This is a genomic window from Acidobacterium sp. S8 (genome assembly GCF_009765985.1).
Lineage (GTDB): Bacteria > Acidobacteriota > Terriglobia > Terriglobales > Acidobacteriaceae > Alloacidobacterium.
Genome location: NZ_LMUM01000028.1, coordinates 348,616 through 363,996 on the forward strand (window position 1 = coordinate 348,616; position 15,381 = coordinate 363,996).

Consider the following 15,381-nt stretch of genomic DNA (forward strand, 5'->3'; position numbering starts at 1 on the left):
AGAAGAAACATCGCCGAAAACAGACTCTTTGACCTTGCAAAGCAGACTCGAATGACGACGAATACATGTAGTCTCCGACGTATAGCAAAACAATGCACAGCGAGGAAGATACGCAACCCAAATGCTGGAAAAAAATTAGAACGATTTCAAGAAACGCACTGGGCAGGTCTTATGCGAGACGAAGACAACAGGAAAGGCGGGATGTAACTTGCTTCAACATTGTCCGAAATTCAAAATAACGCAACTGCGCTTCGTTTTGCAATACAAACCAGAAATTGCTCGCGGGCTTCGATGCGATAACAGGATCGAAACGTAGCTCACGGATATCACCTAACTTCCGAATTCGGCCCTCTGTTCACGATCACACTGCCCCAGTTGATATGCAGTAGCGAAATGCCAAGAAATAGAGGGGTTTGTTCGCCAAGGAAGCACAAAACTGCCTCCTGCGGCCGGAGAATGAATGATCCTAAATAAAGAGAACAATGCGCCTGTCTTAGGTAGGAAAATGAGGGAGAATCCGGGAGCGTAGGTTGAGTCAGGGCGCCACACAGGATCAAGACGACCAGAAAACGCGGAAGATTCGCATTGCGTTCCCACTGAATCCTACCTTGCACGAATCGACTTCCTTGCCTTGGAAACCGAGAACTCGGTTCCCGCGCTGGTTGCTCTCGCGCCCACACGTTACGGAAGCGGCGACCGAGCGTATAGACCGGGACGACATCGTTGCCGACCTCGTTCGAGATCAGGATCCCCTTGCGGGTATTTTCCGTCAAACTATTTGCCACAATTCCAATTGGTATGATAGGTTAACACCCCTAAAGCATATCAATCACTAATTGCATGAACGGGGCAAGGCATGAGTTGGGGTGAAATTGAATGTGTGCAGCAGGCGAATGCACTCTTGGGCGAAGGACCCACGTGGAGCAGCGCTGAAGACGTGCTTTATTGGGTGGACATCAAACGGCCTGCAATCTTTCGTTGGGATCCTATGCGTGGCCAAACGGGCCTCTGGCCGATGCCTCGACCAGTAGGGTTCGCTTCACCGACGCAATCCGGCGGCATGGTATTCGGAGACACCGAAGGATTGGGTTTTCTCGATCTCCAGACGGGAGAGGTCACACGCATCGGTGATCCTGAAAACCATCTTCCCCAGAACCGCTTCAATGATGGGAAAGTTGATCGCAGTGGCCGCGTCTGGGCAGGCACCATGAACGAGAAAGGCCCCGAGCCCACTGGAAGTCTCTATCGGCTCGATCCAGATGGCTCTATCAACCAAACGGCAACTGGGTTTGTATGTTCCAACGGATTAGGTTGGAGTCCCGACAATCGCACCATGTATTTTACCGATTCCATGGTCCGCACTATCTGGTCCTACGAATTCGATCTGGCGACTGGAACGCTCGGGGAGCGTCGAGTATTCGCTACATTGGCAGCGACTGACGGCTTTCCGGATGGACTGACCGTCGACAGCGAGGGTTTCGTCTGGTCTGCTGTCTGGGACGGTTGGCGCATCCTCCGCTATGCGCCCGACGGCACCATCGAGCGCACAATACGCATGCCAGTGCAGAGGCCGAGCAGTTGCATGTTCGGCGGCCTCGACCTGAAAACGTTATATATCACCTCGGCTTGCGTGGAGCTTGGCTGGAATGCGCTGAAGAACGGACCGCTCGCGGGCTCGCTTTTTGCCCTTTCGACGGATGTAGCTGGCCTGCCGGAAGTGCCCTTCGGCGGATGAATGGACGAGGAGACAAAATGAATCGCAGAGATTTGGTGAAGCTCGGCGTCGCGCAGGCGGCTATGGTCGCAGTGCCAGGCGGCGTAGTTGTGCAAACAGCTGCTCAGGCCACTTCTAAAAATGCTGAAAGCGTAACAGTGAGCAATGCTCAATTTCAATTAACTGTCACGCCGAGTGAGAACCTACAGTGCCGCCTGCTCCATGTTCCTACGGGCAGAGTCTTGGCAGAAGACGCCTATTCTTATTCTTTCGGAACCCCTGTTTTCTCCCGAGTGCAGAAAGAGGGAAACTCTTTGTTGCTTCAAGGCAGCATCCCTAAAACAGGCATGATGATTCAGCACCGATTTACGGCGGATCCTGCGAACCCATGGATCGAGGAACAACTGGGACTTAGCAATCACGGGGATATTCCTCTCGATCTTCATGATGTTCGAACAGGATTCGTGCTCCCGGTTCCATTGCAGGGAAAGCAGGTGCCGGCGAGTTGGGCTGGATTTAAGTTCACTGCGGTCCCTTTCAGAAGAGACCCAGCGGGGCATGATGAACAATATGCAGATTTCACTTTAAACCAGGTGTTAAGCGAGCAGTATTTTTGTGAACTATGGTGGGATGAGACTACTGTCACCTCAGCTTTTGCATCGGAAGCGTGGGCATGGACCGATGGTAAACAAGGATTTCTGATTACGAAATACAGCCCGGGGGGATTGGAGCTTGCCCTCTTAGATCGTGTAATTATCTCTCCGGGAAAGCCAGGCTTGCGCTGGGGAGGCGTCGGCATTTATCGCGGAAATCCTGAACATGGAGCCTGGCTGCAACCGGGCGAGTCCCATCGCTTTGGGGCTACACGTATCAGTGCATATAAAGGCGACTGGCAGCAGGGCTATTACACTTTCCGCGCAGAGATGGAACAGCGTGGACATGGTTGCCCACCAGGATTCAACGCGCCCATTCATTGGAACGAGATCTACGACAATAAATTATGGTGGTTGCCGGGCGATCAACAGGATGATCCTGCGATGCGCAAAAAATATTACTCACTAGACAGCATGAAAGAAGAAGCTGCAAAGGCTAAAGAGATTGGTTGTGAGGCGTTGTACATGGACCCCGGATGGGACACAAACTTTGGATCAAAGATCTGGGACGAAGAGCGACTTGGCCCATACGATTCCTTCACTACCATGCTGCAGCGGGATTATGGCTTAAAGTCGTCGTTGCATACTCCGCTTTCCGGATGGTGTGATCCCAGTTCCTATCCAACTTCTGCAAATCGCGTAGATCGCTTTGGACGACGGCGCATGTGGATACGAGAAAAAGGGTTTCTCGACTCGCCATTATGCGGATCCTCTGATCAGTACATCAACACTACAGCCGATCGTCTGAAAACCCTGGCGAGGGGCGGCGCGGCCTTTTTCATGTTCGATGGCACCAACTATCACGAAGAATGCTGGGATCCAAATCACGGACACCGCTTGCCAGCACGCCGTGAAGAACACGATCAGGCAAAATGCCGTTTAGCGCGCATGGTCCATGCTGAATATCCGAATGTATTAATCGAAATGCATAATCCAACTCCTCTATACTATGGACATGGACACTGTCCGGAAGGTCAAGGTGCTTGTCAAGGTGAGGGTTTCGATAGCATTTGGGGCTTCGAATTGATGTGGCAACCTATGCAGGACCTTCTCAGCGGTCATAGCATCGCGCTGTATTACTACAACCTGGCCTACAGCCTACCCATCTATTTGCACATCGATCTTAGAACGGATAATCAAAACGCTTTGGTCTTCTGGTGGAATGCTTCTACCTGCCGGCACCTGGGAATTGGCGGCACTCATCCCGATGCGGCGGTCCGCAAAGCGCAGAAGCAGGGCATGCTCAGCTACCGGCGGCTCAAGCATTATTTTGCCGCGGGAACATTTTATGGAATCGATGAACAGACACATGTGCACACTGACGTGAAGACCAACACCGCAGTGATCAATTGTTTCAATCTCAGCAAGGTAACGGCCGAGAGGACAATTCGCTTCGCCCCGGCAAAGCTGGGCATGGCCTCTGGCAAAACCTATCAATTTTCCAGCGAAAGCTTTCATCGCTCTGGAGACACGTACATCGGCGAAGTGAGCATCCCCGCCGAAGGACACTTGCTCATAGAGGTCACGTAGTGATGCAATCCCCTGACGGGGTAAGGCCTTTTACAGGCTGGAAGGAAAACAGTTTCTTTCGCACCAGCGTGATCCGTGTGGCTTGCTTAAGCCAGACGATTTCACCCGCAGGAATCGGGGATGATGGAAGTGAAGAGACTCCGCGTAGCCGATAGCCTCATCCCAGGGAAAGGATACGCGTGAAGGACGAGCGGCCAACTTCGACTGGTCTCACTCGTAGAGACTTTCTTGCGTCGTCGACGGCAACCCTGGTCTTGGCTTCAGTAGGCCACTTCTCTTCCCGGGCGAGCTCCTTATCGGATCAGAACGGCAGCCACGTCGACCCGCAGTTATTTGACCGCACGTTGGTGTTGAGCGGTGCGGACTGGTGGATTCAGGCAGCTGGCACAAACAAACCTCAAATACCGGCGCAAGTGCCAGGAAATATCCAGACCGATCTCGAAAGAGCCCGATTGCTAACTCCTCTTTGGTATGGGACTGGCGATCCTCGCTTGGGGGAGGTCGCCACGAAGGATTGGTGGTATCACAAGGAGTTTGATTTACCTCAAGAATTACAAAATAAGCGCCTGCGCCTGATCTTCGGTGGCATTGATTTCGAGGCAGAGATCTGGGTCAACGAACATCTTCTTGGCACTTGTGCGGGACAGTTTCGCCGGTTTGAATTCGATGTTACCGATGTCATGAAGACCAGCGAGAAAAATAAACTGGCGGTGAAGATCGCGCACATGCCGCAGGAGATTGGTCATTGCCTCGCCGTTTCTGACGGCGCATTGAGCGGTGCGGATACACCAAATGACTTCATCGCTTGTTACGTTCATACACGCCAGGTATTGCAGGGTCTCAAGAGCGTTACAAATTTCGCTTACGACTGGGGATTTAACGTCTACACCCTCGGTCTGTGGCAGGATGTTTGGCTTGAGGCCACCGGATCCAGCGCGATTCAATGGGTGCAGATAGAAACATTGCTTTCAGATGACTACCGTCACGCAACGGTAAGAGTACGTCTCGAAGTCGATAGCAAGGTTGCTGTGAATACCCAAGCATCTTTCCTTGCCCAAGGGCACGGTCCCGACAATACCGTGGCTGTAGATAGTCGATTGCAAGAGGGAAACAACTTTATTGAAGCTGAACTCTTATTCGATCAGCCCGCGCTTTGGTGGCCGAACGGTCAAGGAAAGCAACCGTTATACAATTTAAAAGTCCGGCTGGTCGAGAGTACTTCTGGAAGCGTGCTTGACTTCAAAAGTACACGATTCGCGATACGGGAAATCCGCTGGCAGGCAACTCAAGGTGCCCCACCTGACTTTATCAATCCCTACTCTCTTCTAGTGAACGGCAGGCCAGTTCGCATGATGGGCTCGGATGTCGTTCCTCCCGACCTGTTCTTTGGCCGCAATGCTGAGCGTGCTACACGGCTGGTTCAACTGGCCCAAGCAGCAGGCATGAACACTCTGCGCATATGGGGCGGTGGAGTTACGTTGCCCGCTCAGTTCTATGACCAGGCTGACGAGCTCGGCATCATGCTTTCGCAAGAATTTCCCCTTGCTAACTCGTTGCCCGAAACAGGACCTGTCTTTCTCGCTAATTTAAGAGAGACCATCACCTGCATCGTAAAACAGCTGCGCAACCATCCCTCTATCGTTGAATGGGTCGGGGGCAATGAGATGCCCTGGCAACAAGGAACTGACCATCCCGCTCTTCATGTCCTGGAACAAGTCTGCGCACTCAATGATTCAAGACTCTTCCGAGCCACAGATCCAATGCAGGGTTCGTTACACGGTCCGTGGAATTACGAACCGCGAAGTCACTATCAGCACTACAACGCCGTCTTGGAGTCGATCTCTGGTGCCAATCCTGACTTGGGTGTTAATACCATAAACGCCATGCGCTATGGTGAATTTGGCACGCAGAGCCCGGCGAATCTTGAGGTCTTTCTGAGAGACTTCCCACCTGCATCACAATGGCCGCTGGATGATCTCCTTGACCCGGTACTGATTCACAAAAATGTTGTTCAAGCCGCGTTCACTCCTTTGTATTGGCTGATGAAGCCTGTAATACAAGAGCTTTTCGGCCCCATGGACGACCTCCAGACTCTTGTCGAGGCCGGTCAGTTTATTGGTGCCGAGGGACTTCGTTACGCCTACGATGAACTACGTCGCAAAGGAAACCGTATTGGAAGCATCACTAGCTGGGATTTCAATGAGCCTTGGACCAACGGAGCTGGCAGCTACTTGGTAGACTACGACGGCCGTACTTTGATGAAGTACGATTTTGTCAGGCAAGCTCTTGCTCCGGTTAGCGTGACGCTGCGTTACGATTCTATCCTCTATGATCCAGCGCAAGGACTGAATGCCACAGTGTGGCTTACCAGCGACGCGCCAACTCCGCTGTCACAACTGAACTGGCAGTGGGTCGCGCGAGATCGGCGTGGAGATGTGATCACGCAAGCAAGAGGAAACTCTTCAGTTCTTCCGCAGCAAGTCATTCCATTAGGTCAACTGAATGTTAAGCCGCCCATGCAAACAGCCTTAGGGCCGATCTTTATAGAACTACAGTTGAAGGACAGTGAGGGGGCGCTTATGGCCGAGCGTCTTCATATCTTTGGGGCAGACAATACGTTCCTTTGGCCCTTTGATGGGCTGCTTCGAAATTCTGACATCGATGGCGATGATCAGACATTAATTGCATCCGGGGCACGCACCATCCGGGTTTTATGGATTCAAGATACAAATGAAGATCGATACCGGGATGTCGCGTGGTCTTTGCGTCGCTTTGGGGTTCGTTCCACCTTTATCTCCGCAAACCCCGAGGCTATCGAAAAAGTAGCCGCAGGACTGGCACAAGATTACGACGCCATCTGGTTAGGAGAAGGCGATTACAAGAAAGCGACTTCGCTTGCCTCCAGGCTTGGCTCAAGGAGCCTTGCCATACTTGCCAAAGCTGTGGCTTCTGGCGTGGGACTTGGTATCGAGGGCGGATGGAGCGGTTACGGGAACACAGGCCTGGAAAGCACCCTTTTAGCTCAGGCATTGCCAGTTACCTTTGCGGGGGCAGGAAATGCGCAAACACGTGGTCGAAGTGCCATTAAAGTTAAAAATAACGCTCATCCTCTCGTATCCGGAAAGGTAGGCGCTTCTTTTCCCAACGTCAGCGGCTATAACCTCGTTATGCCAAAAGATAAAGCGGATGTCCTGATTGAAACGACCAATGGGGACAGTCTTTTGGTCGCTAGCACCCACGGAAAAGGGCGGACCGTCGCATATGCATCGGGCCTCGTTGGCAACAATGGGTGGGTCAATTACCCCATGATCGACGGCTATGAAGGAGCCAACGTCGATTGGGGCTGGAGTCTTCAATCCTGGGATGGTTTTCCCTTTTTCATGGCACGTTTGCTCTTCTGGCTGTCAGGAGCTTCGGATGAAGTGGTGAGTGGATTTAGTCTTCCGGAAAAGGACACCCGCCTGATTCGGCCAGTGCGGCGGACGAACCTAGAAGCGCGTTGCACGCCCGCGATGACCGAAGGCGAAGACGAGACGATTAATATTCAAGTTAAGAACACGGGTAAGATGACGGCTCTCTTCTGCGAGCCGCACCCGTTATTGGAATACCGAACAGACATCACGATACTCAACAATCATGCTTTTGTTCCACCCGGAGAGTCCGGCACAATTTCGCTCCGTGCACCGATCAAGGACGAACTATCGTTGGTTCAGATCGGCTGGCGAATCTCCTGTTGGAATGCAGACGATATTTTGATTCAACCAAGCGAGGATATTCTGCTTTCGCTCGGAAGGCGGGACTCGACCTGTCGCGAATACGGAGCAGCCCTGCCTACAAGCGTAGTAGAGCTAAAAGGTGGTCGCCCGGATTCTTCTCTAGTTCCATCCTTGCTACGCGGTTCTAGACAACATATACGATTCTCCTTCGATGTCAGCCGCTCTAAAGCGACTCTTCAGTCGCGACTAAGAATTCATACTGCCGATCGCCATAGCGGTGAGGGTCCGCTGATCGAGATAGGCATGAACGGTAAGAAATTCGAAGAGCATTTAGGATCCGGGCTCGGTATCCAACTCTCCGACCCCGCTCACCTGGCCTTCCCGGCAACCGCGCAATTCGCACTGCCTGCTGGGACGCTGAAAACGGGAACTAACATTCTTAATGTTCGCGTATCCAATGACTCTTGGTTTACCTGGGATGCGATGGATTTACTCACCTTACCCATGGCCTAGTCGTATGCGATAATTCCCCTCACCACCTTGCTCGCAAATACGCCCGTACGGGGCTTGTCATACGCGATCATCACTAAACGGGCAAATGTCACCATGGTCGCGACTCTGCAGATCACATCTAGTGCAAAACCTCTCGTCGCCAGCCTGTGCTTCTCGGCAGAGTCGCCCCAAATCCAGATCACCGAGTAATGCGTCATACCAACATACAAGGGATAGGCGCACAGTTGCCTTGCCAGCGGATTTTGACGCCCGGCTGGCAGAGATCGCTTATAAATAATTTCTGCCGCTCGCGATCAAGCTAGAAAATCCCCACACCCGTCAGCCGAAATAAATACCGATGGACGATCGCTGACGCTGGAGAGGACTATCGTTGCACCTGCAGCCTCGATGTTTGTAATTGAGTCAATCCCAGTCGGCAGCTTGCACAGAAAGATAATGTAGTGCGCTATCTTCTTCCCGCCGGCAGGAATAACACACCGCTGGGGAGTGTCGAATAGGGGCCCGCGGCGAACTGTCTCCTCGGAGCCCAGCGGTAGCGGGGTTGTACCAAATTCCATGCCCCGCGCTTGCGTTCTTCCATTCCAGGGAGGGTCCAGCCGCGAGTAATTCTCTTCCCAGATGGTCATGTACGGGAAATCAGCCCGGCGGAAACAGTAGCCAATCCCCAGACGCTCTTTCCAATTCACTGCCAGCATATACCCCTGCTTACGCTGCGGATCAAGTTGCACGCCGGCGATAAAGCCGAAACCTTTTTCAGCAAAAGGCTGACTCAAATCGGCGAATCCCTTCCCGTTGGCGAGCGGTGCATGAGGCCATGCAAACTCGTGATCGTTCGCGAGCATGGAGCCACCGTCGTAGTCGGCTGGCCAGGTTATTCCGCGGTTTCCGGAAGCGAATAGCGTGCTCTCGCCCTCCTTTAATAAGGGCGGACCGAAGGTGACATGTTGCACCCAATCGAAGGTATGCTCCGCCGCGCTCTCATTCGTGACTGTTTCGCGTACGTAGGCTACGCTCTCACCCATACCCAGGCGAATCTCTCGTTCGAAGGCAAGATGTGCTGTTGGAAGCCTTACCTGCCACCTCGCGAGGGCTTCACCGGACGGCGCCGGCGACAATAGGTTCCAGCGTGCATTGGCCGCTTCCCCATGCAAGCTCAGGCCAGCCGCAGCCTGCTCAGCCGAGGGTACGCCGAAGTAATCCAAACACAAGCAATGCCCAGTAAAGCTGACGAAAAACTTGCGTACGTCTGCCGGCCCATAGGTTGCCGGCAGATCTTCCCCTGGTGTCTCTTCCGGATCAAACGTAACCCACGGAGCCTTCCAAAGGGTGTTCAGTGACGCGTAACCGTCATGCTCTAGGAACCGCAACTCGGCCACGTGCCCTCCGCTGGTCAGGGCTACAAGCTCAACAACACCGTTGCTCAGCCGCACGGCCTCGCGGTTATTCCAGCGGACCGATAGAGCACCGACATCAGTAGCCGACTCTCGCGAAGTTGATCCCATAGCCCATCCCCCATTAGCCGATCGACGGAGACACAAACATAGTTACCTGAAGAATTCATCTTCCAGTCATCATGCTGTTCAGGCCGTGCAGCGAATTCGGTTATTCATAACGCTCTGCATAGCCGCGGCTCCACTCGAAAGAGAGCAGCTTGTTCTACCTCTCTTGATCGAGATTATACTGGCATCACAGGTTAACATGGGGATACCTTGCCAAGTCTAATATTAGGAGGAGCACTCTCTGAGAAGCGTTGAGCGGCGATGATGAAGACAATTCAGCCCGCAAAACGATACTCTGTTCTCGAAGCATCTTAACCAGGCAAGCTTAGAACGACATAATAAAATATGTCTGCGGTTGGACCACTGTTCGGAGGAAGTCTTCAAATGTGCCCTGATGGGACGCGCGATTTGATCCTCGAGCCAAGCCCTATACGGCGCTCAAAGCTCCACGAGTTGGTTTCGCAAAAGCTCGAAGAAATGATCCGGTCGGGCGAACTGAAACCTGGCGACAGACTGCCATCGGAGCGCGACATCATGGCCGCGTATGGCATCGGCCGGCCAGCTGTACGCGAAGCATTCCTTTCCCTGCAGAGCAAGGGTTTCATCACGACGGAATCGGGACGGCGAGCGCGGGTTACGGTACCCAGCGTCGACAATATCTTTACTACCCTTGATAGCGTCGTCGGCATGATGATCAGTAAGCGGGAAAGTCTCAAAAATCTGTTCGATGCACGCAGGTTCGTTGAGGCAGCCATGGCCAGACAAGCCGCCGTAGTGATCGACAAGGTCCATCTGGCCGAGCTACGAAAGGCACTGGAAGACAATCGCCAGGCGATTGGCAATCGCACTCGCTTCATGGAGACGGATATCGAGTTCCATCGCATTCTTTTTCGCGTTTGTGATAATCCGGTCTTCGATGCGGTGCATACCGCCGTCGTGAACTGGCTGATGGAGCGCTGGCGCAAGATCGAACGCACCGACACAACGGAAAAACTTGCCTACCAGGGTCACGTGCAAATATCCAACGCCGTCGGCAAGGGCGACCCAGATGCGGCTGAAAAAGCCATGAACAAGCACCTATCTTCTTCGTGGTCTGTATGGGCCAAGCAGCTGGAACAGCGCTGAGGTTTTCGACATAGACGTCACACAAACGTGTTGAAGATGTCGTGATGCGGTCGCAGTAATCCGTCCTCCTCAATGAAAGCCATGTAGCCGGCGCCGCTCACGGGCCCGTATTTTGGGCGGTGACAGTCGGCCACTTGGCTATGGTGCAGGACGTGGGCTAGAAATCCAAGGTTTCTGTCTCGTAGTTGACCCAATTCCATGGCCACTATTCTTGCCCTCTCGGCATCGTCGAGCGATCCCCAACAAGATTCGGTTGCCAGGACCGGCTTGCCCACCCTTTCTCCGTACGCGATGGCAGCATCAAGAAATTCTTGATTGCCATAAGGATGAATGGTCAGGACATCGCTTACCGGATCGAGCAGTCTTAAATTGTCTACGCTGGGCGCCATTCCCACAGTCAAGGGAGCCCGGACTTTCAGTTCTTTGCATTTGCGGTAAAGGGATGTAAGCCACTCCGAGAGCGCGGGCGTAACTCCGCTGTTGAAGGGTTCGTTGCATAGGTCCCAAATCAAAATACGGTCGTCGGTCGCATGCGCACCAGCGAATGCCTCCAGATACGATATAAATACATTGACCGGAATGGTGTGATTGCGATCATGGTCGTTCATCCAGTACTCGATCATTTCGTTAGCGATGCCGCCAAAATCGGGCACGCTATGCCAGTTGTTGAATAGAACCGGAATCACCTTCAAGTGGTAACTATCTGCTATTTGCAACGCAGTCTGGAAATTTGCGGCGACAGTCTTCTGCACCGCCGCATCTGCGCCAGCATATGCATCGAAGGAGAGCCAAAGGCGGATGGTATTGATACCCGGGAAATATTTCTTTCCCTGACCCAGTTCCCGATGAAAGTCCTCCTGCTTGAATTGCCGCCAGATGGCAAACCCATTGGAACTCCAACTCGGTTGGTAATTGAACCCGCGGATATGTCTATAAGAATTGCTCGTTGTGCTCGCGCTGATGCGTTGGCTGAGTCCCCGGTGTCGAGGGAACGCAGCAGCCACAGCTAATCCCACTCCGCACGTAACAATTTGCGCCGAGAAACGGGCTTCGCATTATCAGTTGGTGTTAGAATTTGCGGCCCAGGAGCAGAAAGACGAAGCGATATTGCCGCCCCGTCTTTGCCGTTTTCTTTTTTAGAATTCTATTCGGAAGGTCGCCTGACCCTGTCGATTGCTGATTTGCGACGATAAGTTGGTGACTTGACCGAATGTCGTATCGTTGACAGTCGCGTCCGGACCTTGCAGCTGCGTTCGATTGAAGGCGTTGAAGTAGTCCACGCGCAGGCTGGCCGAAAATCCTTCGGTGATTGGGAAGCGCTTGACTGCGCTAAAGGATTCTATCCTAAGAGGAGGCGAACGTAGAGCGCCATACGTCTGATAGGTGTTGCCCAGCGCGAATGGATTGGTGAGCGCAAATGCATTTGTTGAAAACTGTGTCGGGGCGGTCGAAGAGTGTCCAGTTAGATAGTTCTTAGTGCGGCTATAGCTGAAAGTTTGTATCTTGACTCCACTTACGAGGTTCGGCCGGTCAAACCCGTTATTGACTGGGTTGAATGTTTCGGTCGGACCGAAGGGCATACCGCCCTCATAGTCCAGAATCGTGCTGACCTGCCACCCCCCAGCGAGCCGATTGACGACATTGTCCTTGTTCAGGAACTTCTTACCCGGGCCGATGGGCAGCTCGTAGGTAGCCACATATTTGTTCGCGTAGGTCTGATCTAAAATCGAGGGTGACCACTCAAGCTTTTGATTGAATTTGTTCAATGGTTTGGCTGCGAATGCTGCGAAACCCGAGTTCACATTCGCCAGGTTTCTCGATAGGGTAAAGGCTACCAGGAAGCTAAGACCGTTGGAGAAGCGCTTCTCTGCCTGTAGCTGCATTGCGTTATAGAAAGCACTTCCTTTGTAGTCGAAATTGTTCTGCAACCCGGCATACTGCGGATAAGGCAAGAGCGCTTGTGAGACAGTAGCCGAAGACCCGAAATCCGACGTGAAGTTAGTATAGGGAACCTTGATCCCGGCGGCGACGGCCTGAGGTGAAGTAACCAGCGAACCTAACAGGCCGCCATAGGATAGATAGCCTGGATCTAACTGGTCGTAGGGATTCAACTGAGAAGGAAGGTGAACATCCCGGTTACCGACATAGGCGGCCGTAAGAAACATATTCCAGCCAATATTCCTCTCGACGCTTACATTCCACGCTTCGTTATATGGCCACAAACCTGATGTCTTGACATCGAAGCCATAAAGAACCGACCCGTTGCCCACAGAAGGACTGAAGGGAACCGGATTTGTGGGCGGAAGACTATTCGCGTCCCAGCTCCCAAAGGCTGGACTAGCGGTACCGTTTGAGTTGCGGAAGAAAGTGCCGTTCAGAATGATGTCGTAGTCCTGGCCGACGCGGTTGTCTCCCGGGGCATAGGCGCCTCCGTTCAGGATAGACAGAAAGAATCCACTTCGGAGCATTGTTTTGTCATTGATTCTGTAGGAAAAACCAACTCTGGGTCCAAAGGCCGGCCAGTGGATGTCCGCACGTCGTACGCCAGCGCAGCCTGTGCACGTGCCGAGCTTCGATGCCGCGCCATGCAGGCCGTCAGCCCCAGGGTTGGCAATGTTGGGATCAAAGTACGTAATACGGTTATCGATGTCCTCGGTCAGCGGGACTAGGATATCCCAGCGAAGGCCGAGGTTAACCGTCAGGCGGTCATTCATCTTGATGTCGTCTTCGATATAAGGCGACCAGCTATAGCTACGCATGGCAAGCGCGTTGTTGGATTGCCGGCTGGCTGCATCTGCTTGCCCCAAGAGGAAGCTCGCGAACGAACTGCCGTACGTGCCGAAATTAGGATCGTTTACATTGGGAACAGACGTGGTCCGCTGGCTGAAGTTGAAAGTACCGCCGCATGCCACCAAGCACTCATTGTCATCCATGATGACCTTGCGGTATTCAAGACCGATATTGAAGCTATTCCGGCCTTTAGTCCACAAATAGTTATTCACTACCGAGATACCCAGCTTGCGGTTGACCAAGTTGATCAAGCCCTGTCCCCAGGTCGACGGGGCGTTCTGCCCGTCGAAGAGGACGTTCGGAAAAATCACACTGTCGGCGACAGCGGGAAAGCTGACATTCTGCAGGGCGTTGTGTTGCGAGTTGATCGCTCCAATGACAGAAACTCCCCACGTCATAACCAGGTTGGGATTGAAGGTCTTGACATAGTTCAGCAGCCAGCCCGATCCGAGGCTCGGCTCAATATTCAGACTGGAGATCGGACTGGTCGCGGGAGCCACATTTGCCGAGGAGAGAGTTGCGGAATCCAGCGGAGCGCGCCATTGGGAAAAGCGGATCGTCTGGGAATCGGTCAGCCTGTGATCGATAGTGTATCCCCACAAATTCTGCTTAATACTTAGCGACGGAATTTGTGGACCGATATTCGATAGATTACCGCTATTGAGACCCGATCGATTGGGATCAGGAATATCCTGCAGAATCGATGCAGACAAGGGACTGAAGCGAGATTGCGGGATGATATTTCCCGGGAACGGCTGCCCGGTCAGCGGATCGTAAATAGGAATCACTGTCCCCGTAGCATCCACGAAATGGCTAAAGTCGCCTTGCTTCATCGCGGCGGTCGGAACTGTTCCCACTTGCTTCTGGGCAAGATTCTCGCGGTACCAGTCGTCTGTAAACAGAAAGAATGTCCTGTTCAATCCCTTGTAGATTTTAGGTATCCAAACTGGCCCGCTGACGGTGAATCCATAATTATTCTGCTGGTTGACCGGCGCTCTGGGGTTCCCATCAGGGCTGAATGCAGTAGGGAAAAACCCGGCGGAGTCAAAGAGCTGGTTACGAAGGATGTCATAGGCATCTCCATGGAGCCGATTGGTACCGGAAGCGGTTTGATAGGTAACGGCGCCTTTTGCCAGCCCATACTGCGCGGAGAAAGCCGAGCTGACCACGCGAAACTCATTGATCATTTCGAATGGCGGGTTGAGCAGAGTCTGGAAACCGGGAGTCTCCGCCTGAACCGCAGGAATTCCATTGAACTCCACTTCACTCTCGAAATTGACTCCACCATTGATGGTTTTATTAAACGAGTTTCCCTGCACACCGGGTGCAAGGAAGACAAAAGCATCGATTTGACGGGCGCCTCCGTTAATTTCAATCGGCAGCTGGCTGACCAGCGCGGGTTCAAGAGTCGTGCCTAACTCGGGCGCGGCGGTGCTAATGGAAAGCGCCTGCGCTTCCACATTTACCGTCTCAGTAGTCTCACCTGGTGTCATATGCAGCTCGACTGGTGTCATCTTGCCGACTTCAACCAGGACATCCATCTGCACTTGCTTCTTGAAGCCGCCTGCCGAAGCGGTGACCGTATAGTGCCCGGGATTTAATCCGGTGATGATGAAGTCTCCACTCGAATTGGCTGTTGTACTGCTGGCAAAGCCGGTCGAAGGGTTTTCAACCGAGACTGTTGCGCCGGGAAGTGTGGCCCCTGTGGCGTCGTCAACCGTTCCGTTGATACCGGATGCGACCTGGGCGTTAACCCGAAGGCTCGTCAACTCAGCGGCTACGCAAAACGTGAGGAGCACTAACAAAAAAACTGACTGTTGCCGGCAACGCATAAAGAAACT

The 15,381-nt window shown here is 53.0% G+C and carries 7 protein-coding genes; 4 read left to right on the top strand and 3 right to left on the bottom strand.

Annotated elements, in window-relative coordinates; translation table 11 throughout:
- Positions 1-856: 856 nt before the first annotated feature.
- The 3 genes from GSQ86_RS13270 to GSQ86_RS13280 all read left to right on the top strand — a co-directional run bounded on the left by GSQ86_RS13270 (position 857) and on the right by GSQ86_RS13280 (position 8,126).
- A complete protein-coding gene (locus tag GSQ86_RS13270; protein WP_158750411.1) occupies positions 857-1,735 on the top strand; it encodes an SMP-30/gluconolactonase/LRE family protein in 879 nt (292 codons plus the stop codon).
- Positions 1,736-1,752: 17 nt separating this feature from the next.
- Positions 1,753-3,897 carry a hypothetical protein gene (locus GSQ86_RS13275; RefSeq protein ID WP_216841142.1) on the top strand — a complete coding sequence of 715 codons (2,145 nt, stop codon included), beginning with the start codon at positions 1,753-1,755 and terminating at the stop codon, positions 3,895-3,897.
- A gap of 179 nt (positions 3,898-4,076) precedes the next feature.
- Positions 4,077-8,126, top strand: coding sequence for a sugar-binding domain-containing protein (locus tag GSQ86_RS13280; RefSeq protein ID WP_158750413.1), 4,050 nt, complete (start codon positions 4,077-4,079; stop codon positions 8,124-8,126).
- A 293-nt stretch (positions 8,127-8,419) separates the two neighbouring features.
- Here GSQ86_RS13280 and GSQ86_RS13285 read toward each other — a convergent pair whose 3' ends face one another.
- Entirely contained in the window at positions 8,420-9,628 is a 1,209-nt protein-coding gene (locus GSQ86_RS13285) for a hypothetical protein (protein ID WP_158750414.1), read from the bottom strand.
- Positions 9,629-10,009: 381 nt separating this feature from the next.
- Here GSQ86_RS13285 and GSQ86_RS13290 point away from each other — a divergent pair, with 381 nt between their 5' ends.
- The gene (locus tag GSQ86_RS13290; RefSeq protein ID WP_158750415.1) at positions 10,010-10,750 is read left to right on the top strand and encodes an FCD domain-containing protein; all 741 of its coding nucleotides are present in this window, start codon (positions 10,010-10,012) and stop codon (positions 10,748-10,750) included.
- A 17-nt stretch (positions 10,751-10,767) separates the two neighbouring features.
- Here GSQ86_RS13290 and GSQ86_RS13295 read toward each other — a convergent pair whose 3' ends face one another.
- Positions 10,768-11,754, bottom strand: a complete 987-nt coding sequence (locus GSQ86_RS13295) for a cellulase family glycosylhydrolase (RefSeq protein WP_158750416.1) — start codon at positions 11,752-11,754, stop codon at positions 10,768-10,770.
- A 132-nt stretch (positions 11,755-11,886) separates the two neighbouring features.
- Complete coding sequence (locus GSQ86_RS13300) at positions 11,887-15,339, bottom strand: carboxypeptidase-like regulatory domain-containing protein (RefSeq protein WP_254062366.1); 3,453 nt, start codon at positions 15,337-15,339, stop codon at positions 11,887-11,889.
- Positions 15,340-15,381 lie beyond the last annotated feature (42 nt).